Annotated in this window: 20 protein-coding genes and 1 pseudogene; 4 read left to right on the top strand and 17 right to left on the bottom strand. The window is 63.3% G+C overall.

Annotated features, from left to right (window positions below; all coding sequences use genetic code 11):
* Nucleotides 1-19: 19 nt before the first annotated feature.
* The 3 genes from ABVQ20_RS31935 to ABVQ20_RS31925 form a co-directional block, all read right to left on the bottom strand.
* Nucleotides 20-3,490 (bottom strand): ATP-binding protein, encoded by a 3,471-nt coding sequence (locus ABVQ20_RS31935; RefSeq protein WP_354463675.1) that lies wholly within the window; start codon nucleotides 3,488-3,490, stop codon nucleotides 20-22.
* Nucleotides 3,487-4,746: a metallophosphoesterase family protein gene (locus ABVQ20_RS31930; protein WP_354463674.1), complete on the bottom strand. Its 1,260-nt coding sequence runs from the start codon at nucleotides 4,744-4,746 to the stop codon at nucleotides 3,487-3,489. The genes ABVQ20_RS31935 and ABVQ20_RS31930 overlap by 4 nt, the downstream gene beginning before the upstream one ends.
* A gap of 354 nt (nucleotides 4,747-5,100) precedes the next feature.
* Entirely contained in the window at nucleotides 5,101-5,391 is a 291-nt protein-coding gene (locus ABVQ20_RS31925) for a protamine-2 (modular protein) (RefSeq protein ID WP_354463673.1), read from the bottom strand.
* Nucleotides 5,392-5,674: 283 nt separating this feature from the next.
* On the opposite strand from ABVQ20_RS31925, the gene ABVQ20_RS31920 reads away from it, so the two are divergent.
* The 4 genes from ABVQ20_RS31920 (at nucleotide 5,675) to ABVQ20_RS31905 (ending at nucleotide 11,396) form a co-directional block, all read left to right on the top strand.
* Nucleotides 5,675-9,079, top strand: a complete 3,405-nt coding sequence (locus ABVQ20_RS31920) for an acyl-[ACP]--phospholipid O-acyltransferase (protein ID WP_354463672.1) — start codon at nucleotides 5,675-5,677, stop codon at nucleotides 9,077-9,079.
* Between the two features lie 161 nt (nucleotides 9,080-9,240).
* Nucleotides 9,241-10,206 carry a transaldolase gene (tal, locus tag ABVQ20_RS31915; RefSeq protein WP_354463671.1) on the top strand — a complete coding sequence of 322 codons (966 nt, stop codon included), beginning with the start codon at nucleotides 9,241-9,243 and terminating at the stop codon, nucleotides 10,204-10,206.
* Between the two features lie 178 nt (nucleotides 10,207-10,384).
* Nucleotides 10,385-10,612, top strand: a complete 228-nt coding sequence (locus ABVQ20_RS31910; RefSeq protein ID WP_354463670.1) for a cupin domain-containing protein — start codon at nucleotides 10,385-10,387, stop codon at nucleotides 10,610-10,612.
* A gap of 367 nt (nucleotides 10,613-10,979) precedes the next feature.
* Nucleotides 10,980-11,396, top strand: a complete 417-nt coding sequence (locus ABVQ20_RS31905) for a nuclear transport factor 2 family protein (protein ID WP_354463669.1) — start codon at nucleotides 10,980-10,982, stop codon at nucleotides 11,394-11,396.
* A 100-nt stretch (nucleotides 11,397-11,496) separates the two neighbouring features.
* Here ABVQ20_RS31905 and curA read toward each other — a convergent pair.
* The 14 genes and pseudogenes from curA to ABVQ20_RS31835 form a co-directional block, all read right to left on the bottom strand.
* Nucleotides 11,497-12,517, bottom strand: a pseudogene (curA, locus tag ABVQ20_RS31900) (NADPH-dependent curcumin/dihydrocurcumin reductase).
* Nucleotides 12,518-12,542: 25 nt separating this feature from the next.
* Nucleotides 12,543-13,865, bottom strand: a complete 1,323-nt coding sequence (locus ABVQ20_RS31895) for an LLM class flavin-dependent oxidoreductase (protein WP_354463668.1) — start codon at nucleotides 13,863-13,865, stop codon at nucleotides 12,543-12,545.
* A gap of 174 nt (nucleotides 13,866-14,039) precedes the next feature.
* The gene (locus ABVQ20_RS31890) at nucleotides 14,040-15,122 is read right to left on the bottom strand and encodes an amino acid ABC transporter permease (protein WP_354463667.1); all 1,083 of its coding nucleotides are present in this window, start codon (nucleotides 15,120-15,122) and stop codon (nucleotides 14,040-14,042) included.
* On the bottom strand, nucleotides 15,119-16,267 hold the full coding sequence (locus ABVQ20_RS31885) for an amino acid ABC transporter permease (protein ID WP_354463666.1): 1,149 nt from the start codon (nucleotides 16,265-16,267) through the stop codon (nucleotides 15,119-15,121). Before ABVQ20_RS31885 ends, ABVQ20_RS31890 begins: the two co-directional genes overlap by 4 nt.
* Nucleotides 16,268-16,318: 51 nt before the next feature.
* On the bottom strand, nucleotides 16,319-17,353 hold the full coding sequence (locus ABVQ20_RS31880; protein ID WP_354463665.1) for an amino acid ABC transporter substrate-binding protein: 1,035 nt from the start codon (nucleotides 17,351-17,353) through the stop codon (nucleotides 16,319-16,321).
* A 424-nt stretch (nucleotides 17,354-17,777) separates the two neighbouring features.
* A complete protein-coding gene (locus ABVQ20_RS31875) occupies nucleotides 17,778-18,797 on the bottom strand; it encodes an isopenicillin N synthase family dioxygenase (protein WP_354463664.1) in 1,020 nt (339 codons plus the stop codon).
* A 2-nt stretch (nucleotides 18,798-18,799) separates the two neighbouring features.
* Nucleotides 18,800-19,132: a hypothetical protein gene (locus tag ABVQ20_RS31870; RefSeq protein WP_354463663.1), complete on the bottom strand. Its 333-nt coding sequence runs from the start codon at nucleotides 19,130-19,132 to the stop codon at nucleotides 18,800-18,802.
* Nucleotides 19,129-19,920, bottom strand: a complete 792-nt coding sequence (locus ABVQ20_RS31865) for an ABC transporter ATP-binding protein (protein ID WP_354463662.1) — start codon at nucleotides 19,918-19,920, stop codon at nucleotides 19,129-19,131. Before ABVQ20_RS31865 ends, ABVQ20_RS31870 begins: the two co-directional genes overlap by 4 nt.
* Nucleotides 19,914-20,915, bottom strand: a complete 1,002-nt coding sequence (locus ABVQ20_RS31860; protein WP_354463661.1) for an ABC transporter permease — start codon at nucleotides 20,913-20,915, stop codon at nucleotides 19,914-19,916. Before ABVQ20_RS31860 ends, ABVQ20_RS31865 begins: the two co-directional genes overlap by 7 nt.
* Before the next feature lie 13 nt (nucleotides 20,916-20,928).
* Nucleotides 20,929-21,963: an ABC transporter substrate-binding protein gene (locus ABVQ20_RS31855; protein WP_354463660.1), complete on the bottom strand. Its 1,035-nt coding sequence runs from the start codon at nucleotides 21,961-21,963 to the stop codon at nucleotides 20,929-20,931.
* A gap of 57 nt (nucleotides 21,964-22,020) precedes the next feature.
* Entirely contained in the window at nucleotides 22,021-23,346 is a 1,326-nt protein-coding gene (locus ABVQ20_RS31850) for an O-acetylhomoserine aminocarboxypropyltransferase/cysteine synthase family protein (protein ID WP_354463659.1), read from the bottom strand.
* A 30-nt stretch (nucleotides 23,347-23,376) separates the two neighbouring features.
* A complete protein-coding gene (locus tag ABVQ20_RS31845; protein WP_354463658.1) occupies nucleotides 23,377-24,429 on the bottom strand; it encodes an isopenicillin N synthase family dioxygenase in 1,053 nt (350 codons plus the stop codon).
* A gap of 331 nt (nucleotides 24,430-24,760) precedes the next feature.
* Complete coding sequence (locus ABVQ20_RS31840) at nucleotides 24,761-25,540, bottom strand: carbon-nitrogen hydrolase family protein (RefSeq protein ID WP_354463657.1); 780 nt, start codon at nucleotides 25,538-25,540, stop codon at nucleotides 24,761-24,763.
* Nucleotides 25,541-25,565: 25 nt separating this feature from the next.
* On the bottom strand, nucleotides 25,566-26,681 hold the full coding sequence (locus tag ABVQ20_RS31835; RefSeq protein ID WP_354463656.1) for an alkene reductase: 1,116 nt from the start codon (nucleotides 26,679-26,681) through the stop codon (nucleotides 25,566-25,568).
* Nucleotides 26,682-26,769: the final 88 nt, after the last annotated feature.

The raw sequence follows: 26,769 nt of genomic DNA, 5'->3' as shown, positions 1-26,769 counted from the left end.
AGCCGCTCCCATGTGGATCCTATCCAAGCTCGTGGATCGCGACGCCCGGCACCACCGTCCTGGCGATCTCGCACAAATGCTGGTGATGCGTGAGGTAGATCACCTGGCCAGCATTCGCCATCTCTCCAAACAGTCTGAAAACCTCTTCGGAGCGGACATGGTCGAAGGTTTCCATGATGTCATCCGCGATAAACGGTACGGAAGGCCGGAACTGTGCGAACTCATGGTATCCGGCGAGCCTCAACGCCAAATAGAGCTGGAAGCGAGCGCCCTTTGACAGCGCGTCGGCGACCTTCGACTGCCCGTCGCGCTGCAATGCGATGAGCACTTCGCCGCCCTTCACCGGTTGGGTGGTCAGACCCGAGTACTGGCCGCGCGTCATCAGCGCGAACGCGTCGGATGCCCGTGCCATCATCCCGGAGCGGTGACGCTCGCGGTAGACGCGCAGGGCGTTGCCGGCGGACATTATTCCCAGTTTAAGCTCGATGTAGCGGATGGCCTTTTCCTCGATATCCAGAAGGACAGTGCGCCTTTCGGCGTCGATGCGGGCAACGGCACTGTCGCCGCCAATGGCGTCCAACTTGTCGGCCGCGCGCGTCTGCCGAATGAGCTGTTGCTTTATCGCTTCGTCGAGGTCGAGCAGCCGTTGTTCACTTTCGGCCTTTTCGACTGCGAGGCCGTCGAAATCGAGAGCATCAAGGATCGAGCGCGCCTTTTCGAAACCGTCCACCGCGAGCTCGGCCGCCACCTGCTCCTCGAGTTCGGCGATCGCGGTGCGCAGGCGATCCCTGTCGCGCAGCAGCTCGTCGCGCTCCACCACTTCGGGCAAGGTGGCAACACCGAAGACGTCCAAGACGTCGTTCCTGCGGCGCTCATGGGCCGACATTTCAGCGTCGAGACCCTCGCGGGCATTCCGCAGGCGTTGCAGGTCGTTGACGAGGTTTGCCTTCATCTCGCGCGTACGATCGGCACGCTCCAGGCGCTCGGCAAGCCGGATCGCCAACTGTTCGGGTTCTTCACCGTCAACCGGCTCGTCCGCTTCGGCGGCAACGGCGGTGAGCTCGACAATAAAGCTGTCCCTGTCCGCCTGCATCTTCTCGATGCGCAGTTGCATGGCGTCCCGCTCCTGCAGGCTTCTGGACAACTCGGCCAATTGGTCGAGGACCATGCCGACGCCAGGCGCGGAAAGCCCGTTCTCCAGCCATGTGCCCTTGAGCGCCTCGGCAATGCCGGCCAGCCATTCCTCCTCGCGCCGCTCCGCCACCTCCCCGGCCCTTCGCCTTGTGGCCAGCTCTTCCTCCCTAGCGCCCACTGTCTTGAGCGCCTCGGCATGCTGGGCATCCACCTTGCGCTGCCGGTCGAGGAACAGTTCGGCGACGGCCATGATCGTCTCCAGGCTGTCGTGGGGCTCAGCGCCGATGCCGACGCTCTCCAGCGCTCCGCTCAGCTCCCGTCGTATCCGCTCGCCCTCATCGGCCGCCCGCCCGGCCTTCTTGCGGGCAAGCTCGATCTCTTCCCAGGCTGCAAGCGCATCGGTGCGGCCAGAAGTAAGGTCCTCGATGCGTTCGATCAGGCGCTCCAGAGACACTTCTTGACAGTCTCCGAGCAGACCCCTTGCCGCTGCGCGCAGGTCCGACAGGGCTGCGTCCACGTCGATGTCGACCCGTGCACATTGCTCGCGCAGACGCGCGATGTCGGCTGCGACTTCAGCGAGGCCGCGTGTTGTCGCCCGGATCTCGGCAAGCTCCGACGCGCTGGCCAACCGGCCCGCGCCGGCACTGTCGTCGCGCTCCAACGCCGCGGCGAAATCATCAGCGGTTTCGCCGGTAAGCACACCGCGATGGCGTGCCCAGGCCTCATCCCGCGATCGCCGGATCGCGGCCGCCGCTTCATCATCGGCCACATCGACCGAGGCGCGAAGCGCGCCGAGACGTGCCGCGAGCAACTCTTGATTGCCCTCGTATTCGGCGAGACGTTCGGACAGGACGGCTCTCTTCCTGCCTAGCTCCGCCGACAGCGTCTTCCAGGCGCCGATCTGCCCGGTGCCCGGAACGGAAATCCTGCCTAACGCCTGCGCGTCGCCGGACCATGGGTGCAAGCGGCCGAGTGCCGCCTCCCATCGCACCAGGCCCCCGTCTTCCGCCTCGCGTGCCGCCTTGATCTCGCTGGCGTGCCCGCTCGACCTCGCCTTCGACAAGGCCGCACCCAGCCTCGCCCTGGCGGGCTCGGGCACGGCCCGTTCCTCGCCGACCCGCTCCCGCGCCGTCTGGAGCGCATCAAGCGCCGCCGCGGCCTCGTCGCGGGCGACGCGCAGGCTGGTCGCTATCCCGGATCGCTGCTCGACCATGGTGCGGACAGCGCCAACAGTGGCGGCGGGCAAAAGCAGCGCGGTGGGATCTCGTTCGGCGGACCGTCCGAGCGCTGCAAGGCAGGTCGCCACGGCGTTGTTGAGGATTTGCTGCTCCATCTTGCGATTGGGCAAGTCGAGGCCAGCCGAGACATGGCGCACTTTGCTCTCCGCCAGGCCACGAACGCGCTCGGAAATCGCAAGGATCACTTCGTCTACATCGACGGAGGCGATTTTCGTCGTCAGGCGGTCGACCTCGTCGATGTTGCCGGCCAGCCGCGTTCTCAGGCTGGCGTCGTCGTCGATCAGCCCAGCGACGCTGCCCGTCCAGGTGCGAGATGGTGAAGCGATGTCCGGCAGTTCCGCCAGCTGGGCTGCCTTGCGCCGGATATCCGCGAGGATCGGGCGCGCACGAAGGTATTTGGCAATGGTATCGAGCCGTGCCGACAGCACCGATCGTTCGGTGATGTTGCGATCGTATTTTTCCGCCGCGTCCAAGCGGTCGGCTTCAAGGCTTTCGTAGGTCGATGCCAAGGTATCGATCTGATCCCGATGCGACTTGAGGTCAGCCAGGCGCTTCTTGAGCAGCGCAAGCTCGGTTCCGTGCGCCTGCTTGCGATACAGCCCGTCCGCTTCGGCCTCGAGCGCGCTCAAAATATCACTCGCATGCCCAAGACCGGCGCTGGCCGTGAACAGCAACTTGCCCAGGTCGCCACGCGATTCCAGGATCGACTTGCCGCCTGCTTCCAGCGTCTCGTCGTCCAGCGAGAACATGGTCGCATAGGCGTCACGCGACAGGCCGGCGAGATGAGCGGTAATAGCCACCTCGCTCACCGGTTGGCCTGTCGCGTTCAACAGTGAGTTATTCCGTTGCTTGGTGCGCGTGAACGTGTGCTCCGCTCCGTCGAATTCGAGCACCCCGCCGATGCGCATGGCGCCATACTCGTGCAGGAAATTGTAGCGGCTCCGTTCCTCGATGCCGAACAGAAGGTCCAGATAGCCGGAAAGCGCTGTAGACTTGCCGGCCTCGTTCAGGCCGAACACGATGTGAAGGTCGGGTCCGGACTCCGGTTTGGGGCCGAAGTCGATCGTCCTGTCGGTGAACTTTCCATAGCGGATGAGGTCAAGGCGCCGCAGCCTCATTGCGAGCCGCCTGCCTTGAGGCGGGCCGTGACTAGGTCGGCGCCGTTGGCAAGCACCCTGTCGAGAAACAGGTCCAGGCCAGCCTCGTCCCTTCCGGCAAAGTCGCGCCCGTCGGCTGGAAGATCCGCGATCATCTTCTGGACAAGCGCCCTCGCCTCGGCACGAAAAGCTTCCGAGCTGGCGTCGGCGCGCATGGATTGAGCGAGCTCAAGAACCGGGTCCGCGATGCCCTCGGCTGTTTCCGTCCCGGGCGCAGCAAGGTCAAGTTCGAGCTTCTCCACCCATGTGTCGCCCACCTGTTCCGCGGCCTGCTCTGCTTCCGCCAACAGCAGGTCCCGGTCGCGGATCAGCGCCCATGACAGGGGCGACGCCCCGGTCAGTCCGAGGCGTACCACGGCATGGCGCGACCTGACGGAGCCACGGATTTCCTCGAGCGCGGAGCGGACGCGCCCGATGACGTCGGACCATTCCACCGTCCCGGTCAGGTCGACACTCGCCCGCTCGAATTGCGCGACACTGGTCAGCCTTTCCTCGATCTCGACGGAGCGGTCGTCTGTTATCGTCACCAAGGTGACGGATTTCTCGCCGGCCTCGTTGATGTCCCTGCCCTGCGGGATTCCCGGCATCACCACCGTGCTTGCTCCAGGATGGACCTGGCGAACATGGATGTGCCCGAGCGCCCAGTAGTCAAAACCGTGGCCGTGCAGGTCGGTAACGCTGCAGGGCGCGTAGACATCATGACCCGGCGATCCGGCGAGGCTGGTGTGCATGATGCCGACATTGACGGCGCCTTCGCGGGCAGCCGGATATCTGGGCAGCAGGCTGTCCGGCGCCTTGGGGCTGGCGAAGCTCAAGCCATGGAACATGACGTCCAGTCCGCCGGCCGTTTGCAGTACTGACTGTGGACGGCCAGTGAAGATCGTCACCGTGTCGGGAAACACCAGCTGCTTCGATATCCGCGACAGGGCGTCATGATTGCCGCGGATCTTGAAAACCCTGATACCGGCCTGGTGCAGACGCGTCATCTGTGCCGCCAGGAACCGCGCCGTTTTCATCGAGGTCTGGTCGCCATCGTAGAGATCGCCGGCAATGACCAGCGCATCGACACGTTCCGCAAGGCAAAGGTCCACGATCGAGACAAACGTCTGCCGACTGGCGTCACCGACGAGCTCGGCAAGGTCGCGGTTTCGCAGCGCCAGCGAACGCAGCGGCGAGTCTAGGTGAATATCGGCCGTGTGTACGAATCGAAATGCCATGAGTAGTCTCCACCCACGAACATAGAGGGTGTTCGATCAAGGTTCGATAGGTGGATTTCGCGACACGTGGTGCTGGCTATCCTGAGCACAGGCTGCTGTCTGTGAGCACGCATGCCGAAACGTCGAACCGGAGGCAGCGATGAGACGGACCACTGCTTCTCTTGTCGCTCGACTTGCCTGGCGAAGTCCTTTTCAAAATCCCTCTGACGGGAGGGAGGCGGCGCCGGCCAAGCGGATATCAGGCCGGCCACACTCCGTGCATGGCCGATCCGTCAGAACAGGTTCATGTCGCGATCCCGCCCAGCCCAGGCGCCCGCGAGGCGATACACCGTCGATCTGGAAAATGGAAACCTGTCACCAGCGGCGGCGGAAGCACCGGCGGTACCGACGACCACGTCGCCAGTAGGTATGGCAAACGTGTCTCCAGCCGCGCCTGTGCCTCCGATGCCGGTATCTGACCGGCTCCGCAATGGGTTGCGCGGTATCTTGCTCGACAATGGTGTCAGATGGCCCGTCCAGCTCGTCGAGAATGCCGGTCTCGACGCTGGGAACGCCAGCCAAGGCATTTTGGGGCTGGATCACTTTCAACAAGGTGGCCGCGCCCGCCAAACCAATCAGTCCCGTCAGAAACAATCGCCGATCCATGCAAACCTCCTATTCGACCAATGCGACAACAGGGAAATAGAGCGGTCAGGCGAGGCGACCATAGGCACGGATCGAGACTGGGCGATCCAGCCATGCTGGCGTGCCATGACCGGACTTGAGGGCTTCAGCCGTTGGACACACAAAGACCGAAAAGCTTCTGATGATATCAACCGCAGTAACGAAGTGTAATCGGGTTGCCTGTTAGAAAAAGGTTGGAATCGTGCAAGCAATCCCTGATCGCTCCAGTCCGGGTCGATCGATGACCTGCCCATTGGACATTGCCATGAACAACCATCTGATGCTGTCGCGGCGCTTTGCGCCGCTCTTCTGGACGCAGTTTCTTTCCGCCTTCAATGACAATTTCCTGAAGAACACGCTGGTGTTCCTGATCCTGTTCACCCTTGCCGCGGACAAGGCAGCATCACTGGTCACACTGGCGGGTGCGGTCTTCATGGCCCCCTTCCTTCTGCTTTCCGCACTCGGTGGTGAGATCGCAGACCGCTTCGACAAGGCGCTTGTCGCCCGTCGGCTTAAATTTGCGGAGATCGCCGCTGCCGCTGTCTCTGTCATCGGTATCGCGCTGTCGTCGATCCCGGTGCTGATGACGGCGTTGCTCATGTTCGGCATCATCTCGGCGCTGTTCGGCCCGATCAAATACGGCATCCTGCCCGATCATCTCGAGCGCAGGGAATTGCCCCGCGCTAATGCCTGGATCGAATCGGCAACCTTCGCCGCCATCCTCGGCGGCACCATCGCCGGCGGCGTCGTCTCGGCCGATGGCATAGGCGTCTGGGTCTTCGGGCCGATCATGATGATCCTCGCCGTCAGTTGCTGGCTTGCCAGCCGCTACATTCCGTCCACCGGTTCAGCAGCACCCGACCTCGTCATAGACAGGAACATCTTTCGCTCGACGTGGCGGCAGGTCAGCGGACTGCGCGGCGACAAGCGGATATGGCGCGCCGGGCTGATGACATCGTGGTTCTGGCTGATCGGGGCGATCGTCCTGTCGATCCTGCCGACCCTGGTCAAGGATTCGCTCGGCGGCAACGAGATAGCGGTAACCGCCTACCTCGCGGTGTTCGCCATCTCGATCGCCATTGGCTCCGCCATTGCCGCATGGATGTCGCAGGGACGCATCGTGCTCTTGCCCGCACCGGTCGGCACGGCGCTGCTTGCGCTGTTCGGCCTGGACCTGGCCTGGACCATCTGGAGCATGCAGCCTTCGCCCAGGGCCGAAACACTCACCATGTTCTTTGCCGGGCCAAACACGATCCGTGTCGCGATCGATCTCGCCGGCATGGCGATTGCCAGTGCCTTTCTCGTGGTGCCGACCTTCGCCGCCGTGCAGGCCTGGTCGCCCGAAGCGCGTCGCGCTCGCGTCGTCGCCGCGGTGAGTATCGTCAATGCGGGCTTCATGACGGTAGGCGGCATACTCGTCGCCGCGATTCAGGCCGCCGGCGTCTCCACGGGAGTCATCCTGTTCGGCCTCGCCGCGTTCAACGCCGTCGCCGCCTGGCTGATGCTGAAATACCTGCCGACCAATGCTTTCCGCGATTTCGTCTCCATCCTGTTTCGTGCCTTCCACCGCCTCGAAGTCGAGGGGATGGAAAACCTCAAGGCGGCCGGGCCGGCGCCGATCCTGGCGCTCAACCATGTCAGCTTTCTCGACGGCCCGCTGGCGCTGACACTGACCGACGAGGAACCGGTCTTCGCCATCGATCACACCATCGCCCAGGCTTGGTGGATGAAGCCGTTCCTGAAGCTCGCGAGAGCCCTGCCGCTCAACCCCTCCAAGCCGATGTCGACCCGCACGCTGATCAAGATCGTGCAGGGCGGCGACCCGCTGGTCATCTTTCCGGAAGGCCGCATCACCGTCACCGGCGGCCTGATGAAGGTCTATGACGGCGCCGCCATGGTGGCCGACAAGACCGGTTCGATGATCGTGCCGGTGCGCATCGAAGGGCTGGAGAAAAGCTACTTTTCGCGCCTGACGTCGCAGCATGTGCGCCGCCGCCTGTTCCCGAAGGTCAAGGTGACCATTCTGGAACCGGTCAAGCTTCAGGTGCCCGAGGAACTCAGGGGCCGCAAGCGCCGTGCCGTGGCTGGCGCCGCGCTCTACCAGGTGATGTCGGACCTCGTCTTCCGCACGCAGGACATCGACAAGACCGTGTTGGAGAAGATCATCGAGACGGCAACGGAACGTGGCATGAAACAGCTCGCCGTGCAGGACCCGGTCACCGGCTCCCTCACCTATGGCAAGCTGTTGACCGCCGCTGCCGTGCTGGGCGAGAAATTCAAGACTCTTTATGCCGGCCAGCAGACGCTCGGCATCATGCTGCCCAATGCCAACGGCTCCTGCGCGACCCTGCTTGGCGTCATGTCGGCCGGCAAGGTTCCGGCGATGATGAACTTCACCGCTGGTGCCGCCAACATCCTGTCAGCCTGCAAGACCGCCGAGGTCAAGACAGTTCTGACGTCGCGCGCGTTCATCGAACAGGCCAAGCTCGGCGCCGTCGTCGAGGAACTCGGCCGCTCGGTGAACATCGTCTGGCTCGATGATCTGCGCGCCACCATCGGCCTCAAGGACAAGCTGCTCGGCCTGTTGCGCAAGAGCACGCCGCGCGTTGCCCGCAAATCCACGGACCCGGCGGTGATCCTGTTCACGTCAGGCTCCGAAGGCACGCCCAAGGGCGTGGTGCTGACCCACCGCAACATCCTGGCCAACGCCGCCCAGGCCGCCTCGCGCATCGACTTCCATTCGGGCGACAAGGTCTTCAACGTGTTGCCGATCTTCCATTCCTTCGGCCTGACGGCCGGCACGGTGCTGCCGTTGATCTCTGGCGTGCCCGTCTATTTTTATCCGTCGCCGCTGCATTACCGTATCGTGCCGGAACTGGTTTATGCGTCGAACGCAACGATCATCTTCGGCACCGACACGTTCCTCGCTGGCTATGCGCGCACCGCGCATCCTTATGACTTCCGCTCGGTGCGCTATTGCTTTGCCGGCGCCGAACCGGTGAAGGCGTCGACGCGCCAGACCTATATGGAAAAGTTCGGCCTGCGCATCCTCGAGGGCTATGGCGTGACCGAAACCGCGCCGGTGATCTCCATCAACACGCCGATGTACAACAAGTCCGGCAGCGTCGGAAAAATCATGCCTGGCATGGAGTACCGCCTGGATCCGGTGCCTGGCGTCGACGATGGCGGACGGCTCTTCGTGCGCGGGCCTAATGTCATGGCCGGCTATCTCAGGGCCGAGAAGCCCGGCGTGCTGGAACCGCTCGAAGACGGCTGGCATGACACCGGCGACGTCGTCGCCATCGATGACGCCGGCTTCATCACCATTCGCGGCCGCGCCAAGCGTTTCGCCAAGATCGGCGGCGAGATGATATCGCTGGCCGCTATCGAGGCGCTGGCGGGCGAATTGTGGAAAGGCTCGCTCTCGGCGGTCGCCGCCGTGCCAGATGCGCGCAAGGGCGAGAAGCTGATCCTCATCACCGAAGCCGCCAACGCCACGCGCACCGAATTCCTGGCCTTCGTCAAGGCTAACGGTGGCATGGACCTGATGGTGCCGGCCGAAGTGCGCGTCGTGGCCAAAGTGCCGGTCCTCGGCTCCGGCAAGCTCGACTTCGCCGCCGTGACCAAAATGGTGCGCAGCGAAGAAGAGATGAAGATCAAGGCCGCCTGATTGGAGGCATGGGAACGGGGTTGGCGCAATCGGTCGCGCCTCTTGATCGGGAGATACCATCTTCCTGTTGCCAAACGGGTCCAACATCCACAAATTCGACGAGAACGGCTTGGCCATATAAGGTCGGCCTGTGTGAGGCCCAACAAAGGGATTTCGTGACGATGACATCCAAACTCGATCAACTGCGCAAGATCACCACGGTCGTGGCCGATACCGGCGATATCGAAGCCGTCGCCCGCTTGAAACCGGTCGATTGCACCACCAATCCGACGATCGTGCTCAAGGCGCTGGGGACGCCGATGTTTGCCGACGATGTGAAGGAAGCCGTCGCCTGGGGCAGGAAACAGGCGGGTAACAGTCAAGGCGTGGCCGCAGCGGTGGCCGATCGGCTGGCCATTTCGGTGGGGGCTGCCCTGAGCAAGCTCGTTCCCGGCCGGGTCTCCACGGAGGTGGACGCCGATCTCTCCTTCGACACGCAGGCCTCGATCGCCAAGGCGCACAGCATCATCGCCGCCTACAAGCAGCGTGGTATCGAGCATGACCGAATCCTGATCAAGCTCGCTTCCACCTGGGAGGGCATTCGAGCCGCCGAAGCGCTGCAGAAGGAAGGCATCGACTGCAATCTGACGCTGCTGTTCTCGAAGGCGCAGGCCGTTGCCTGCGCCGACGCCGGCGCCTTTCTGATCTCGCCTTTCGTCGGCCGCATCCTGGACTGGTACAAGAAGTCGACGGGCAAGGAATTCGGTGCCGAGGAAGATCCAGGTGTCCTCTCGGTCCGCGAGATCTACAACTACTACAAAGTCAACGGCATCAAGACGGTGGTCATGGGCGCCTCTTTCCGCAATGTCGGAGAGATCGAAGCCCTTGCCGGCTGCGACCGGCTGACAATCGCGCCGGCGCTGCTCGACGAGCTTTCGAAGGATGAGGGCACGCTGGTGCCGAAACTCTCGCCGGATGCCCGGAAACCCGACCCGAAGATCGCCATGGACGAGAAAACGTTCCGCTGGATGATGAACGAGGACGCGATGGCGACCGAGAAGCTAGCCGAGGGCATAAGGGCATTCGCCAAGGACCTGCAGGCCCTGCGCGGCATGGTTCAAAAGCAACTCGAACTCGCGGCCGCCTAGATTCCAGGAAAAGTGTAAACGGTTTTCCGTCCGGAATTGCGTCAAAACAAAGAGCTCTAGCGACACGTTTTCCGGGCCAGCGTCTGGGATTCCTTCTGGGATGGCAAAGGCGGGCCGAGACGCATCTGTCTCTCCTCGCCTCCTGCCCTGAGCGCGTCAACACGATTGGATCGTAGCCATGGTGCTTCCCGAAGGCGTTCTGATAAACGGGATAGCAGGCGGAGTGACACCTGAAACAGGGCGTTACACCAAGCGGCTTTCCGAGCTCGCGGGTATCTTCCAGGACAAGCAGGCGTTCCTCGAACAGGTCCGACTGAACGCCGACCCTCTCGTCTACGAGGTCTCCGAATACAGAAAGGACGGCGCCGATCTTTTCTTCGGCACCACCCATCATGCACCCCGGTGATGTTGCTGGTGAATTCTTCATGACCAGGGGCCACTTCCAATGACCCCAATGACCCCAATGACCCCAATGACCCAGGAGTTGCTGGCGTCGACATCTACAAGATGGCCGCTGACGGAAGGGCCGTCGAGCATTGGGACACGCTGCAGCTCGTCGGGAATTCGAAGAATTCGGACCCATGGGTCGCCCCGAACATTCCCAGTGCCAATTCAAACGGCATGTTCTGAAAGCACGGTGGCGGCGCGGAACCCGTCTCCGGCAGTCCCGAGCTGGGCCCTGCGTCTGGCGGTTTCCGAATGCTTCTCTTTGCTTGAGCGCCCTGGCCTCGGCGAGATTAAAGATGGCTTGGCAAGACCATAGGGAGGAAACCATGAAATCCATCGACTACGACGGGCTGATGCAAGCCAATGCCGTTCGGGTGTTCAGCGAACGAGATCCGGGGCGCCGACTGGACGCGATCCGCGAGCTCTATACCGCTGACGCGGTCCTCACGGAGCCGGAGGGGGTCTCCAAGGGGGAGGCCGCCATCGGCGATGCCGTGACCGAGTTATTGTCCAGGTTGCCGCCCGCGTTCGCCTTCACGCCTATCGGGGCCGCCATCGGACATCATGGTGTCGGCCGACTGCTCTGGAAGGCGGGGCCGCCGAATGGACCGCCGGTCGTTACCGGCATGGACATCGCGCACTTCAAAGATGGTCGCATTCAAGCGCTCTACGTCTTCCTCGATCCCGCTACTGACGCCGAACGAAAGGAATTGACGGTCGCGGGCGGAGGCAATCAGGGATAATTTTTCTTCAGCCGGGGCGCGGTTGGAAATGATCCATGGCGATCGCGCCACGAGCCCGCGCTGGACGCCGGCTGGCCCGCGGTGTCATCGTCCGCGACGGCTACCCTGCGACCCGCACGATGAGCTTGCCGAAATTCCTGCCCTCGAGAAGCCCGAGGAAAGCCTGCGGCGCGTTCTCCAGGCCATCCACGATGTCTTCCCGGTATCGGACGCGTCCGGACGCAATCCATTCGGCCATCTCGCGATAGAAGGCCGGGCGCTGATCGACGAATTCGCGCTGGATGAACCCTCTTATCGTCAGGCTGCGGTGGAGCACCTGCTGCATCAATGGCGGCAGCCGGTCGATGCCGGAATCGGCGATGACATTGTATTGCGCGATCAACCCGCAGACCGGGACGCGCGCGAACTCGTTCAGCAAGGGAAACACGGCATCCCAGACAGGACCGCCGACATTCTCGAAATAGATGTCGATGCCGTCCGGGCAGGCTGCCTTCAGCTGCTCGGCAAAATTATCGGCCTTGTGATCGACGACCGCATCAAAGCCGAGCTCCTGCCGCACGAAAGCACACTTTTCGGCGCCGCCGGCGATGCCAACGGCGCGCGCCCCCTTGATGCGCGCGATCTGGCCGACAGCCGACCCGACCGCGCCGCTGGCCGCCGCTACGACCACCCTCTCGCCAGCCTTTGGCTGGCCTATGGTGAGCAGGCCGGCATAGGCCGTGAAGCCCGGCATGCCGAGCACGCCAAGCGCCGTCGTGATGGGCGCCGGCCGAGGGATCGAGCTTGCGCAAGCCGACGCCGTCGGACAGCGCAAAACTCTGCCATCCCGAATGGGACAGGACGATATCGCCTTCCGAAAAGTCGGCATGGCGGGATCTGATGACGCGCGCGACGGTGCCCCCTTCCATCACCCCGTCAATCTCGACCGGCTTGGCATAGGATTTGGCGGCGTTCATGCGCCCGCGCATGTAGGGATCAAGCGACAGATAGAGGATCTGCAGCAGCAGTTCGCCCTCCCCCGGCTCGGCGGTTGCAACGGCCTCGATGCGGAAATCGCCGGGCTTCGGCCGGCCCTGAGGTCGCGCCGCAAGCACGATGCGGGTGTTGGTCTGGGTCGACATTGGATACCTCGCTGCTAAGGACATTCTACTCGAAGAATCGGTTGGGTGGGCGCTTCAGGCCAAGATTTTCACGCAGCGTCGCTCCCTCATATTGCCGCCTGAATATGCCGCGTCGCTGCAACTCGGGCACGACCTTCTCGACAAAGTCGTCGAGCCCGGCAGGCAGATAGGGAAACATGACGTTGAACCCGTCGGAACCCTCGGCGACCAGCCATTCCTCCATCTCGTCGGCGATGGTCTCAGGCGTGCCGACGAAGGCAAGGCCTGAATAGCCGCCCAGCCTTTGCGCCAGCTGCCGGACGGTCAGGTTCTCCTGGCGCGCCAGTTCGATGACGCGCTCGCGGCCGCTCTTGCTGGCATTGGTTTCGGGGATTTCCGGCAAGGGCGCGTCCGGATCGAAGCCGGATGCATCATGTCCGAGCGCGATCGACAGCGAGGCGATGCCGCTCTCATAGTAGACGAGGCTGTCGAGCTTCGCCCGTTTGGCCTGTGCCTCCTCGAGGCTGTCGCCGACCACGACAAAGGCGCCGGGCAGGATCTTGATGTCGTCGCGCGCGCGGCCAAGCTTCTCGGCCCGGCCCTTGACGTCGGTAAAGAAGCGTTGCCCCGCCGCCAGATCGGCATGCGCGGCGAAGATCACCTCCGCCGTTTCGGCCGCCAGTTGCCGTCCCGTCTCCGACGCGCCAGCCTGGACGATGACCGGCCAGCCCTGCACCGGCCGCGCGATGTTGAGCGGCCCGCGCACCGAGAGATGCTCGCCCTTGTGATCGAGCACATGCAGCCGATCCGGGTCGAAATAGAGCCCGCTTTCGGCGTCGCGGATGAACGCATCGTCGGCAAAGCTATCCCACAGCCCAGTCACGACATCGTAGAATTCCCGCGCTCGCTGGTAACGCTCGTCATGCTCGACATGCTCGTCGAGGCCGAAGTTCAGCGCCGCATCGGGGTTGGACGTGGTGACAATGTTCCAGCCGGCGCGCCCGCCGCTGATATGGTCGAGCGAGGCGAAGCGGCGCGCTATATGGTAGGGCGCGTCGAACGTCGTCGATGCGGTGGCGACCAACCCGATATGATCGGTGACGGCGGCGAGCGCCGACAGCAGCGTGAACGGCTCGAACGATGTGACAGTATGACTGCGCCGCAGCGCCTCGATCGGCATGTTGAGAACGGCCAGATGGTCGGCCATGAAGAAGGCATCGAACTTCGCTGCCTCCAGGGTCTGGGCGAAGCGCTTCAGATGCGCGAAATTGAAATTGGCGTCCGGGTAGGCGCCGGGATAGCGCCAGGCGCCAGTGTGCAGGCTGACCGGGCGCATGAAGGCGCCGAGCCGCAATTGTTTCTGTGTCATGCGTTGATATCTCGAATGTTGGAAATTGAACTGTTCCGAGCAAGGATCGGCCTCCATCGCGGTGCGAGGAAGGTATCCTGTTCCACGACCGGGGACTTGCGAAGCATTTCACTGCCGCATCGTCGGCCCTTCATGGCACAGGGCTGCGCCGATAGGCCTGCAAGGCGTCGAGGTTCAGCGGCGCTCCGAACGGCGCAGATATTTCTCCAGCCAGAGGCTGTAGCGCGATCCGCCGAAGCACAGCACGAAATAGATCAAGGCGGCGAACATATAGGCCTCGTCGTAATAGCCGAGCCATTGCGGGTCGGTCGCCGAGGACCGCGCCGCATTGAGCAGGTCGAAAATGCCGATGACGGCGAGCAGCGATGTCGCCAGCAGAAAGCCGATCGCCAGATTGACCATGCCGGGAATGACGAGGCGCAGCGCCTGCGGCAGGACGACGAGCTGCATCGTGCGCCAGTAGCCGAGGCCAAGCGCTGTCGCGGCTTCGCTCTGGCCGGGCGGAATTGCCTGCAGGCCGGCACGAACGACTTCGGCGACATAGGCCGACCAGAACAGCGTGATCATAATCATCGCCCGGACGTTCTTGTCGATCAGTTGGCCGTTGGGAATGGCCATCGGCAGGATCAGCATCGCCACATAAAGGATGGCAACCATCGGCGTGCCGCGCATCAGCTCGATGAAAACGATCGCCAGCGTGCGCAGGCCGCCCATCCGGGAGCGCCGCGCAAGCGCCAGCAGGATCGCCAGCGGCGTCGCCAGGCCGAAGCAGACCGACCAGACGAACAGCGTCACCGCCAGCCCGCCCCACTGGTTCGATGGCACCGCCGGAGGCGTCAGTGTTCCGGACATCAGCATCCAGCTGGCGGCGATGACGACAAGCCAGGCGAGGAGCAATCTCTTGCGCCAGAATCGCGGCTGCGCGGTGATGACGAGCAGTGCCAGCAAGATAAACATGACCAGCAAAGGACGCCATTGCAGCGCCGGCGGGTAGAAGGCGAACAGGATGAAGCGGAATTTTGCACCCACGAACGCCCAGCATGCGCCGGGGGCCGCGGCGCAATCGGCCGACGTTCCCGTCCATGTCGCGTCGAGGATGCCCCAGCGCAGCAGCGGCGGTATGATCCAGGCGAGCAGTGCCACCGTGGCCACGGTGATGGCCGAATTGAGCGGCGTGCTGAAAAGCCCGATCTTCAGCGTCCGCAGCGTTGCCGACGATCGCCATGTCCGCACGTCAAGAGCCTCGGCAATGGTCATATCCGGGCAGTTCCCCTGAGCGCAACGCGCCGGTTGTAGAGGTTCATGGCCGCCGAGACCGACAGGTTGATCGCCAGATAGATGGCTATCAGCAGCGTCAGCGCTTCCAGCGATTGTCCGGTCGTGTTGGCCGTGGTGTTGATGATGCTGACAAGGTCGGGATAACCAATGGCGACGGCAAGGCTGGAATCCTTGGTCAGGTCCAGATAGCTGGAGGTCGTCAGTGGCGTGATGACGCGCAACGCCTGCGGCAACACGACGAGGCGCATGATCTGGCCGTTATGCAGGCCGAGCGCCCGCGATGCCTCCCACTGACCGCGATCGACCGACTGAATGCCGGCCCGCACGATCTCGGCGATTGCCGCCGAGAACTTGACCACCAGTCCAGTCAGGAGGGCGGCGAATTCCGGCGTCAGATTGTAGCCGCCACGGATGTTGAAGCCGGCCAGCACCGGTATCTCCCATGTCGCGCCGGCACCGGTCAGCGGAAAGGCAAGCACAGCGCCGCCAAGCAGGACGACGGTTGCCAGGCCCAGCCGCCTGGCAGGCAAGCCGCCATGGCGCCGCGCCCAGACAAGGAAAGCCAGATAGGCAATGGCGAGGCCGCCAAGCAGCCAGAGTGTCGGCGCCGACACATTGTGGAAGCCGAGTCCCGGAACGAACACGCCCCGGTTGGTGAGGAAGAAACTGTCGAAGGCCGAGAGCGCCTGCCGTGGCGACGGAAAGGATTTCGCCAGCGAGATCCAGAAGAACAGCTGCAGCAGAAGCGGCGTGTTACGAACGATCTCGACATACCAGCGCACCAGCCCCGCCAGCAGCAGATTGCCGGAGAGGCTGGCAACGCCAAGCGCGACGCCGAGGATAGTGGCCAGCACGCAGCCAAGTGCTGCCGCCTTCAGCGTATTCAGCAGACCTGCGAGAATGGCAAGCGCATAGGGATCCCCCGCCTTGAAGGCGATCGGCGCCTCGCCGATCTCGAAATTCGCGGGACGGCCGAGGAAGTCGAAGCCCGGCGTGATGCCGATGCGCGCCATCGTCTCGGCCGTGTTGTGGCCGAGCAGCCAGAACAGCGCGATGACCGCCGCGATCACGGCGACCTGCGTCAGCGCCCAACCGCCCCACCACTGGGCGATTTTGCCGAACATGCCGGGTCCGCCTGGACCCGGCATGGCTTCAACCGTCGAGGACATCGGTTCTCAGCGGAACGGCGGCGAGTAGAGCAGACCGCCATTCGTCCACAAATTGTTGTAGCCGCGCTCCCAGCCGAGCGGCTTCAAGTTGCGGTCGTAGATCTCACCGTAATTGCCCACCGTCTTGATGATGTTGTAGGCGAATTTCGGATCGAGGCCGATGGCTTGGCCAAGCGAAGGGTCGACGCCGAGAAAGCGCTGGATGGCCGGGTCTGGCGACTTGAGGAACTCGTCGACATTCTTGCTGGTGATGCCCCATTCCTCGGCCTGGATGGTTGCGTTGACCGTCCAGTTGACGATTTCCAGCCAGCGGTCGTCGCCGCCGGCGATCGCCGGTGCGAGCGGTTCCTTCGACAGCCGCTCGGGCAGGATGATGTAGTCGTCGGGCTTCTTCAGCTGGGTGCGCTTGCCGACGAGATCGGACGAATCCTGCGTGATAGCATCGACGCGCGACGTTTCCAGCGCGTTGGTGAATTCGCCGGTGTCCTCGATCGTGACCGGGGTGAATTTCTTGCCGGTCTTGCGGAAGAAGTCGGCGATGTTCAATTCGCCGGTGGTGCCGCTTTGAACGCCGATCGTGGCGCCGTCGAGGTCGGCCGCCTTGGTCACGCCGAGATCCTTGCGCACCAGGATGCCCTGCCCGTCATAGAAAACCGTTGGGCCGAAATGGAAGCCGAGCTGGAAGGCGCGCGTGATCGTCACCGTCACGCCCGACAGCAGCACGTCGAATTCGCCGGCCTGGAGCGCGGGCAGGCGCTGCTGCGGCGAGGAATTGGTGAACTCGACCTTGTCCGGATCGCCGAAGACGGTGATCGACAGCGCGCGACCGTAGTCGACGAAGAAACCCTGCCAGCGACCGTTGCTGTCCGGCGCGAAGAAGCCTGGGGTCGTGCCGACGCCGACCTTGATGGAGCCGCGCTGCTTGATCTTATCGAGCGTCGGGCCGGCCTGGGTCGCGGTCGTAAACAATCCAGCCGCCACCACCAGCGTTGTCGCCAGCGCCGCCTTCCAGCGGGCCGCGGGCCGCGTTGTTGTCGTCATGTCAGTCACTCCTGGGATTGGTTGTTGTCAGCCGAGTTGCAGCAGGTCCCCCGCCTTGTTCGACTGCCTCGAAGTTAACTCTATAATTTTTGTAGACTAAGGAACGGCAATCCAATTTTCAGCCAGGACTGAAAGCGGATTGCCTCGAAAACGAGCATCGTTGGAGAATGTGGACCGCCCTGTCTCACGGACTGGTTGGCCCGGGCGCGGCGCGAAAGGCGACGGGTAAAAAAATGGCCGGGCTCGAATGCGGCCCGGCCAAAAGAAGGTTCAAACCTTCAGAGGGGAACACCGTCCGGTGGAATGGGAGGAGACCACCGAACGATTTTACCTTTGTGAGCTCATTTGCGCGCTTTGGCGACGAATTCCATTCCAAAGATCGGCCAAGATGGCGAAATTCATGCTCAGCTTTGTCGCAATGCGCTCAGGAGCCCACCGCTCCGGCCTCCAGCAGGTCCGCATAGTGGCGGCGCGCCACGTCGGGATGTGAACGCAGGCGGCTCTTGAGAACGTTGGTCCCGACGTCGCGGAACAACGGATTGTCCGGATCGCTTGCCGGTCCGCGTGCCTCGGCCGCCAATTCCTCAGGCAGGTTCAGTAGCGGGATGGTCGCGTCCAGCCGCGCGCTGAAGAAGAAGGGAACGGAAATCCGCTCGACGCCGGCGGGCGGCGTCACAACGCGATGAACGGTGGCGCGCAGATAGCCGTTCGAGGCCAGTTCGAGCAGTTCGCCGATGTTGACGACCAACGTTCCGGGGATCGGGTCGACGCTCACCCAGCTGCCGTCATATTCGACCTGCAGCCCCTTGTTGTCGTCCTGCAGCAGGAGCGTGAGGAAACCACCGTCCTTGTGCGCGCCGACGCCCTGATCGCCGCCCGTCGCGTCACGGCCGGGATAGCGCACGATCTTCATGCGATGGTTGGGCGAGTCGCGGTAGATCGTGTCGAATGCATCCTCGGGCTGGTCGAGCGACAGCGCGAAGGCTTTCAGCAGACGGATCGCCACCGCCGTCGCCTTGGCCTGCCATGCGAGCAGCGCCGGCTTGAGGTCCGGCAATGCCGCCGGCCACTGGTTCGGCCCTTGCAGCCGTGTCCACGGCGCCACGCCCGGCCCTTGCGGTATGGGCTGGCGCTCGACGCCGATGTCGAGCTGCTCGCGCCAGTCAGCCGCGCCCTTGGTCAGTTCGCCACCGGCACGGGTGTAGCCGCGAAACTGCTGGGATCTGACCATTTCGATCGCCAGCTTGTCGGCCTCCGGCAAGGCGAAGAAGCGACGCGAGGCATCGAGGACTTCGGCGATCTCCGAGGCGGATATTCCGTGGCCGCTGAGGTAGAAGAAGCCGACGTCCCGGGCCGCCGTGCGCAGGTCCAGCAGAAAGGTGCGATGCTCGGAGGCACCTTGTTCGAGACGGCTGAGGTCGAGCACCGGCACAATTCTGGGCATGGTCAGGTTCCTTCTTTTCTCTGCCTCGGATTTTGCATGAAGCTTCCCAGGAGAAACGCAAGACTGGAGACAATTGCGCCCGTCCACAACAGTTCCGGCGAATAGCGCTTGATGCCGAGGAAATGCCAGTTCTTGCACAGCGACATGGCGAGCGAGCAGCGGTCGGAGGTGTTGAGCAGGCAAGGCAAAGTGCGCTCGATTGGAAATCCGGTATTCGACATGACCTGTGCGTAGACGATCGCCCACCAGACGAGGGCGACGAGTGTCAGTGCAATCCCCATCGCTTCCAGCCAGCGCAGAGAAAGCAGTTTTCGCACTGTGGTGCGCGCGGTCATGCTGCGAACCCAAGAATTTCGAGGATGTGCTGGCGCTGGGCGACGATGCGCGGATCGTCGCGCCGTCGTGGGCACGGCAGGTCGACCACAACCTCCGCCTTGATGCGCGCCGGGCGCTCGCTGAGCACGATGATACGCTCGGACAGGAGCAGGGCTTCCTCGACATCGTGCGTGACGAGAATGACCGTGTATCCGGCCTGCCGCCACAGCGACAGGAGTTCTTCCTGCATGGTCAGCCGCGTCAGCGAGTCCAGCCGTCCCAGCGGCTCGTCGAGCAGCAGCAGGCGCGGGTCGTTGACCAGCGCGCGTGCAAGCGCCGCACGCTGCGCCATGCCGCCGGACAATTGGTGCGGAAAGGCGGAGGCGAACGCGTCGAGCTTGACCAGGCGAAGCGCATCGTCGATCCGCTTCTGGCTGCTGGCCAGCACGCCACGTGCCTCCGGCCCGATGGCGACATTGTCGCGAACGCTACGCCAAGGAAAAAGCGTCGGATCCTGGAACACCAGCACGCGCGACGGATCCGGCTTGGCGACGATTGCTCCGTCCGCCAGCACATCGCCGCTGGTCGGCTGTTCCAACCCTGCGGCCAGCCGCAACAAGGTCGACTTGCCGCAGCCGGAGGGCCCGAGCAGCGCCACGAACTCACCTGGCGCCACGGTCAGATCGATCTGCCGCAAGACCGCCAAGGGTTGGCCGTCGAGATCGTACTGATGCGAGACGCCCTGGAAATCGATGGCAAGGCCGGTGGTGTTTGCGGATGCGACGCGAACGGCGGCAGCGGCTACCATTGCACGACCCCCTTCTGCCAGCCGAGCAAACGGTCGCGCACGACGAACAGCAGCTTGACCAGACCCGAGCAGAGCAGAGCCATGATGATCAGCATGGCGTAGACATTGGCGTAAGCCGAATAGGCGGTCTGGAACTGCAGGTACCAGCCAAGGCCGTATTTGGCGCCGAGCATTTCGGCGACCACCAGGACGGCGAACGAATAGTATAGCCCCATGAACAGGCCGACGAAGACATGCGGCAAAGCGGCGGGTATCGCCACGCGCAGAACCAGATACCGGCTGTTGGCGCCAAGCGTGCGCGCCACGTCGTAGAAGGAGCGGTTGACCGAGTTGACGCCCGACGCGGTGAGGATCGCAACGGGGATGCCCGACGCCAGCGCGACCAGAAACAGGCTCGCCTCGAACGTCGTCGGGAACAGGAAGAACGTCGCCGGAATCCAGGCGCTCGCCGGCACCGGGCCGATCAGCTTCAGAATGGGCATGCCCCAATAAGCGAAGGTCTTCGACCAGCCGAGCGCCACGCCGCCGATGAAGCCGACGATGATGCCGCTGAAGAAGCCGATCGTCCAAAGCCGCGCCGTGTAGGCGATGCAGATGAGGATGCGCTGCCAGTCGACGATGTAGACATGCAGCAGGCCGTGCGGTGGCGAGAAGAACGGTTTCGGCATCCAGCCGAGTTTGGCCGTGATCAACTCCCACAGGGCGAACCAGAGACCAAGCGCGATCAGCCAGGGACCGTAGTGGATGACACCGCGACCCAAGCCGCCAAGTTTTTCGATGCTGAAGGCTAGGCCCGCGAGTGCCACCGCGCCGATGACCAGCAATCCGACAAAGACATCGCGGCTGCCCCACGGCACGACATCGGGAAACGCCACCGTCACGATGGCAGCGAGCAACCAGGCGGCGGCCGCGTAAAGCCCGTGCTTCCACACGGGACCGGCAAAAGCAGTGGAAATACTTTTGCCGGCTGTCTCCTTGTCGACCGCTGCACTCATGACCCAGGTCCCGTCAGGCGAGAATGTCGACTGTCACGCGGCTTGCGAGCTCCGCTGGATCGGTTGTGGGATCGAGCACCTTGATCAGCGACAGATCGGCGGCGGCATGCTTGACCTGATCCTGCAGGTCCTTGCCGACCGGATGGTTGTGCAGCACCCATGAGGAAATCTGGTCGCGAATATCCTCGAAGGGGAAGCCGGGATTGAGATTGTCGACGAACCACTTGGCAACCTCATCGGGATGCGCCGATGCGTATTCGTGAATCTCGATATCGGCTTCGGCCAGCCGCCGGATGGCGTCCTTGTTGGCGTCGAGGAAGGCGGAATTGACTCCAAGCACACAACAGACCGCACCCTCGAAGGAGCCGGTTTGCGTGTTCGCGACCTCCACCAGGTCGAACTTCTTCTTGTGCGCGTAGGCCCATGGATCGAGATGCGCCAGCGCATCGGCCTGGCCCTTGCCAACCGTCTCGCCCACGAGATCGAAAGGCACGTTGGTCCAGTTGACGTCGTTGTTGGGATCGAGGCCGGCCTTGGCCAGCGCGACCTGGAAGGAGTGCTTGGGCGGACTGGCGACATCGTAGGAGACGATGGTCTTGCCCTTCAGGCCCTCGAGCGTGGTGACGCCGGAGGCCTTGGATGCCAAGAGCCGCGTGCAGCCGCCATGCGAGCCGACGAACAGCTTGACGTCCAGCCCCTGCTCGAGCGGCTTGACCCAGTCGTACAGGAGGCCCGCACCGGCATCCGTCTTGTTGGTGGCGATCGACTGGATCAGTGTCTGGCCACTGGCGCCCTGGTAGTAGAGATCGATATCGAGGTCATGCTTGGCATAGATGCCCTTCGAAAGCGCGAAGGCGATCGGCGAATGGCAGGCCGCGAATTCGGTCCACGACAGCCGCACCTTGGTGGCGTTGCCGGCGATCGCGTAGCTGGTCGGCCTGGCGAGCAAGCCGGCCGCCGCGGCGCCCACGCCGAGTGCGCCGGCGGCGCGCAGCACACCGCGCCGCGAGATCTTCGATAGTGCATTGGTCTTGTTGCTTGAAGTCATAATCCCCTCCAGTGATCGGACGATGTGAACCAGCAATTCTGTTTGCCGGCAAAATTCCTACGCGGCCTTCAACTCGCGGTCGCCGGCGACCTGATCGAGCGCCTGTTCGAGATCGCGGATGATGTCGTCGGGATGCTCGATGCCGATGGAGAGCCTGACGTAACCGGGCGTGACCCCGGTCGCGAGCTGCTCTTCAGGCGACAGCTGCGAATGCGTCGTGGTTGACGGATGGATGGCCAGTGAGCGCGCGTCGCCGATGTTGGCGACGTGGTAGAGCAGTTTCAGTCCGTTGATGAAGGAACGCCCCGCCTCGCGGCCATCCTTCAGTTCGAAGCCGACGAGCGCGCCATAGCTGCCCGACCGGAAATAAGCTTCAGCCCGGCGCTTGCTCTCGCCGGTCTGGTAGCGCGGGAAGATGACATTGCCGATCTTGGGATGATCGCGCAGATACTCCGCCACCTTGATCGCATTCTCGCTGTGCTGGCGGATGCGCAATGGCAGCGTCTCCAGGCCCTGCAGCAACTGGAAGGCATTGAACGGGCTGATCGCCGCGCCGACATCGCGCAGAAGCACGGTCCGGATGCGCAGTACATAGGCCACGGGACCAAGCGGCTTGGCAGCCTCGACCCAGACCTTACCGTGATAGCTTGGATCGGGCTGGTTCAGTGTCGGGAAACGCCCGGCATGGTCTTCCCATGGAAAATTGCCGCCATCGATGACGATGCCGCCGATCGATGTGCCGTGGCCGCCGATGTATTTCGTCGCCGAATAGACCACCACCGCGGCGCCGTGGTCGAACGGCCTGATGATCAGCGGCGCCGCGGTGTTGTCGATGATCAGCGGCACGCCGAGTGAACGGCCGATGTCGGCGACTTCCTTGATCGGGAACACCTGCAGCTTCGGATTGGGCAGCGATTCCGCATAGTATGCGCGTGTCCGCTCGTCGGTGGCGCGGCGAAAGTTCTCGGGATCGGACGGATCGACGAACCGCACTTCCACGCCCAGATGCTTGAGCGTGGCGGCAAACAACGCCCAGGTGCCTCCATAGAGATCGGTGGCGGAGACGATGTTGTCGCCGGCACCGGCAAGGTTCAGCACCGAATAGGCTGAAGCCGCCTGGCCGGAGGAGAGAAGAAGGGCAGCCGCGCCCCCTTCCAGCGCCGCTATGCGGGTCTCCAGCGCGTCCTGCGTCGGGTTCGACACGCGCGTGTAGATATGGCCGATCTCATCCAACGCGAACAGCCGGTCGGCATGGGCGGTGTCCTGGAACTGGTAGGACGTGGTCTGGTAGATCGGCACGGCAACCGCACCGTTGCTGGGATCGGCGCGCCAGGAGCCGCCGTGCAGGGCCAGGGTCTCGGGCGACAGGTTTTCGAGGGTCATCGGTTGTTCCTTCCTGAAGGGTTGCAGCGGTCAGGCAACGGGTACGGCTTCGGTTCTGGCCTGGGTGGCCAGCAGATCGACGTGATGGCGACGCGCGACATCGGGATGCGAGCGCAGGCGGCTCTTGAGCGCGTTCTGCCCGGAGTTGCGGTAGAGCGGATTTTGGGGATCGCGGGTGACGCCATTCGCCTGCGCTTTCAGGTGCGGCGCCAGGTCAAGCAGCGGAATCTCGGCATCGAAAGGCGCGCCGAGGAAGAAGGCGACCGACAGCCGGTCGGTGCCGGCCGGCGGTGTCACGACCCGGTGCATAGTGGCCTTCAAATAGCCATCGGTCGCCATTTCCAGCAGTTCGCCGATATTGACGACAAAGGTGCCGGCGCGCGGCTCGGCGTCGATCCAGTCGCCGTCGGCGGCCTCGACCTGCAGCCCCTTCTGCCTTTCCTGCAGCAGAAGCGTCAGGAAGCCGCTGTCCTTGTGTGCGCCGACGCCCTGCTCGCTCTTGGTCGAGTCCCGGCCGGGATAGCGAATGATCTTGATGAGATGGTTGGGCGTGCCGGCATAGATGGTTTCGAAAGCGTTCTCGTCCTGCTCCAGGACAATTGCGAAGGCCTTCAGCAGGCGCGTCGAAAGGTCGGTCAGGCGATCCTGCCACTCCAGCAGAAGCGGCTTCAGTTCCGGCAAGGCTGACGGCCATTGGTTCGGCCCCTGCAAACGCGTCCACGCCGGCAGGTTCGCATTGCGCGGCAGCGCCGGCGCTTCCGAGCCGATGTCGACCTGCTCGCGCCAGTCCTTCTGGCCCTTCGTCAGTTCCTGGCCGACCCGGTTGTAGCCGCGAAAATGCGGCGAGTTGACCATTTCGATCTGGAGCTTGTCCTTGTCGGCCAAGGCAAAGAAACGTCGCGACGCGCCAAGCACATCGTCGATCAGAGACTGCGCGATGCCATGTCCAGTCAGGTAGAAGAAGCCGACATCGCGTGACGCACGCCTGAGCCCCTCGAGAAATTCCCTGCGGGAAGCCGGATCGGCTTCGTAGCGAGAAAAATCCAGCACCGGAATTGTTCTCTTGTCGGCAGTACTGCTCATTTCGACCCTCTCGTTTGGTGAGCGAAGGGTCGCACCGCGGACGATGGAAACAAAGAAAACGCCGTTCGTTTCGGCGGCGGCCTGGGAAATTCACGTATCGCCCAAGGGCGTTCGGCAGCGATTATTTGTTAAATCTATAAAGTTAGTAGATTTTGATTTGTGATCGGTATCAGGGCGATGGTCTATTCTGCGGGGCCGCCGGATTGGATCTGATTGCTCAGTGGGCGGTGCCGCCGGATTTGATGCCGATCGCGGTCTGGCTTGACGGTGAGCGATCCGGTTCTTGATCAAGGCCGTTTGGCAATCGTGTGTTTATGCCCGGCCAGCCGTTTTACCTGTATGCCCGTTCAACGACATTGCACGGATATTCGGATTTCTGTCGTTGCGAGACCCCGGCGTCCAGATCGACAACCGCCAGCGTTCCATCGCTTGACGTGTCTGCCAGAAGCGTGCCGTCGGGCGCGAAGGCAAGGCCACGGCCGCCGAACCGGGGGCTGTTGGCCGAGGCTCCGCTCCGGTTCGAACTGACCACATAGCAGCCGGACACGATGGCGCCCATTGCGCCCGCGACCGCCCATTTCTCCTGGCTTGTCGAGGTGGCCCTCGGAACCACGATCAAATCGCCGCCGGCGCGTCCGTAGCCGCGCGCATGCTCGTTGAACATCAGCTCGGTACAAAGCAGAACGCCGACTTTCAAGCCAGCGATGTCGTGCACGGCAAACCCGCTGTTGTCTCCCCGGAACCAGCTCGCTTCGTACCAGCCAGGCTCCTCAGGAAAGAGCTGCTTGCGGTGGAGCACGCTGATATCCCCGGCTTCGAGCACGAATGCTTCATTGGCCAGACGTTCGCTCTGCCAGACCGGCCTGGACGAAATCACCGCCGGCACGCCCAGCCCGCGCAATGCTTCGAGCCCGTGTTCGTGGAGCGTGACGCCGCGAGCCGCAGCGTCCGCGTCGAACGGTCGTTCGCTTGCCAGCCAGGGACCAAAGGGCATCTCGTTGGTGACGAGAATGTCCGGACGTGCCGCCGCGACCTGTTGGCGCAAGGCCTCCCATAGGAGGCCGCGGGGCTCCAGTCCTTCCGGCCATTCCACGAATGCACAGGTCGTCATTGCAATCTCCGTGCAGGTCGAGGGATCAGGCCAACGTGGGATAGTCGGTGTAGCCTTTGGCGCCGCCACCATAGAAGGTGGATTTGTCCGGCGCGTTGAGATCTGCGCCTTCTCTCAGTCTGCGGACGAGATCAGGATTGGCAAGGAAGAGCTTGCCAAAGGCCACCAGGTCGGCTCGCCCTTCCGAGATTGCGGCCTCCGCAAGCTTCGCGTCATAGCCATTGTTGACCAGCCAGGCGCCCTTGCCGCCGGCGTTGCGGTAGGCGGCCTTGAAGGAGGCGTAGTCGAACGGCCGGTCGCCCTGCTGAAAATCCCGCGCTCCGCCGGTCGCGCCCTCTATGACGTGGATATAGGCAAGCCCACGGGCGGCAAGTTCGCGCACGACATGGTCGAACAATGGCTGCGGATCAGGATCCGACGCATCATTGGCGGGTGTGACCGGCGAAAGGCGGATACCGGTCCTGCCCGCACCAACCTCCGCGACAACCGCGTCAACCACCTCCAGGGCCAGCCGCGTGCGGTTCTCGATGGAGCCGCCATATTCGTCGGAGCGGTGGTTGCTGCCGGCGCGCAGGAACTGGTCGAGCAGATAGCCATTGGCGCCGTGGACCTCGACACCGTCGAAGCCGGCGCCTTCAACCGCCGCTTTCGCGGCGCGCCGGAAATCCTCGACGATGCCCGGCAATTCGTCCCGTTCGAGCGCGCGCGGCTCGGATGTTTCGGCAAAGACGCCGCTGCCTTCCGGATCGATCAGATAGGTCTTGGATTTGGCTGGGATCGCCGACGGCGCGACCGGCTTGCCGCCGCCGGGCTGCAGCGAGTTGTGGGAGATCCGGCCGACATGCCAGAGCTGCACCACGATCTTTCCGCCTGCCACATGGACGGCGTCGGTTACCTTGCGCCAGCCTGCAAGCTGCTCGGGCGCGTAGAGGCCGGGCACATCGGCGTAGCCCTGCCCCTGATGCGTGATCGCGGTGGCCTCGGTGATCAGCAGACCTGCATCGGCGCGCTGTGTGTAGTAGGTGACCGCTAGGTCCCGCGGCACCGCCTTGGGCGAACGGTTGCGCGTCAGTGGCGCAAGCACGATGCGATTGGCAAGGTCGAGATCTCCGACCTTGATGGGGTGGAACAGCGTGGCCATGGATTACCTTTCATCAGGATGGTGGGTACGGCTCTTGTCCCTACCCGTCGTGTGTTGCAAAGCGCCAGTTGGTCTTCCGGATCCTCTC

This window comes from Mesorhizobium shangrilense (assembly GCF_040537815.1).
Lineage (GTDB): Bacteria > Pseudomonadota > Alphaproteobacteria > Rhizobiales > Rhizobiaceae > Mesorhizobium > Mesorhizobium shangrilense.
Note: the sequence above shows the minus strand (reverse complement) of the source record. Positions and strands in the feature narration are given on the sequence as shown.

Coding starts and splice junctions, on each gene's coding strand:
- ABVQ20_RS31865 (WP_354463662.1), bottom strand. CDS start 19,920: ATGGTAGCCGCTGCCGCCGTTCGCGTCGCATCCGCAAACACCACCGGC.
- ABVQ20_RS31880 (WP_354463665.1), bottom strand. CDS start 17,353: ATGACGACAACAACGCGGCCCGCGGCCCGCTGGAAGGCGGCGCTGGCG.
- ABVQ20_RS31875 (WP_354463664.1), bottom strand. CDS start 18,797: ATGCCCAGAATTGTGCCGGTGCTCGACCTCAGCCGTCTCGAACAAGGT.
- ABVQ20_RS31850 (WP_354463659.1), bottom strand. CDS start 23,346: ATGACCCTCGAAAACCTGTCGCCCGAGACCCTGGCCCTGCACGGCGGC.
- ABVQ20_RS31895 (WP_354463668.1), bottom strand. CDS start 13,865: ATGACACAGAAACAATTGCGGCTCGGCGCCTTCATGCGCCCGGTCAGC.
- ABVQ20_RS31840 (WP_354463657.1), bottom strand. CDS start 25,540: ATGACGACCTGTGCATTCGTGGAATGGCCGGAAGGACTGGAGCCCCGC.
- ABVQ20_RS31860 (WP_354463661.1), bottom strand. CDS start 20,915: ATGAGTGCAGCGGTCGACAAGGAGACAGCCGGCAAAAGTATTTCCACT.
- ABVQ20_RS31870 (WP_354463663.1), bottom strand. CDS start 19,132: ATGACCGCGCGCACCACAGTGCGAAAACTGCTTTCTCTGCGCTGGCTG.
- ABVQ20_RS31910 (WP_354463670.1), top strand. CDS start 10,385: ATGGTGCTTCCCGAAGGCGTTCTGATAAACGGGATAGCAGGCGGAGTG.
- ABVQ20_RS31905 (WP_354463669.1), top strand. CDS start 10,980: ATGAAATCCATCGACTACGACGGGCTGATGCAAGCCAATGCCGTTCGG.
- ABVQ20_RS31845 (WP_354463658.1), bottom strand. CDS start 24,429: ATGAGCAGTACTGCCGACAAGAGAACAATTCCGGTGCTGGATTTTTCT.
- ABVQ20_RS31935 (WP_354463675.1), bottom strand. CDS start 3,490: ATGAGGCTGCGGCGCCTTGACCTCATCCGCTATGGAAAGTTCACCGAC.
- ABVQ20_RS31855 (WP_354463660.1), bottom strand. CDS start 21,963: ATGACTTCAAGCAACAAGACCAATGCACTATCGAAGATCTCGCGGCGC.
- ABVQ20_RS31885 (WP_354463666.1), bottom strand. CDS start 16,267: ATGTTCGGCAAAATCGCCCAGTGGTGGGGCGGTTGGGCGCTGACGCAG.
- tal (WP_354463671.1), top strand. CDS start 9,241: ATGACATCCAAACTCGATCAACTGCGCAAGATCACCACGGTCGTGGCC.
- ABVQ20_RS31920 (WP_354463672.1), top strand. CDS start 5,675: ATGAACAACCATCTGATGCTGTCGCGGCGCTTTGCGCCGCTCTTCTGG.
- ABVQ20_RS31835 (WP_354463656.1), bottom strand. CDS start 26,681: ATGGCCACGCTGTTCCACCCCATCAAGGTCGGAGATCTCGACCTTGCC.
- ABVQ20_RS31890 (WP_354463667.1), bottom strand. CDS start 15,122: ATGACCATTGCCGAGGCTCTTGACGTGCGGACATGGCGATCGTCGGCA.
- ABVQ20_RS31930 (WP_354463674.1), bottom strand. CDS start 4,746: ATGGCATTTCGATTCGTACACACGGCCGATATTCACCTAGACTCGCCG.
- ABVQ20_RS31925 (WP_354463673.1), bottom strand. CDS start 5,391: ATGGATCGGCGATTGTTTCTGACGGGACTGATTGGTTTGGCGGGCGCG.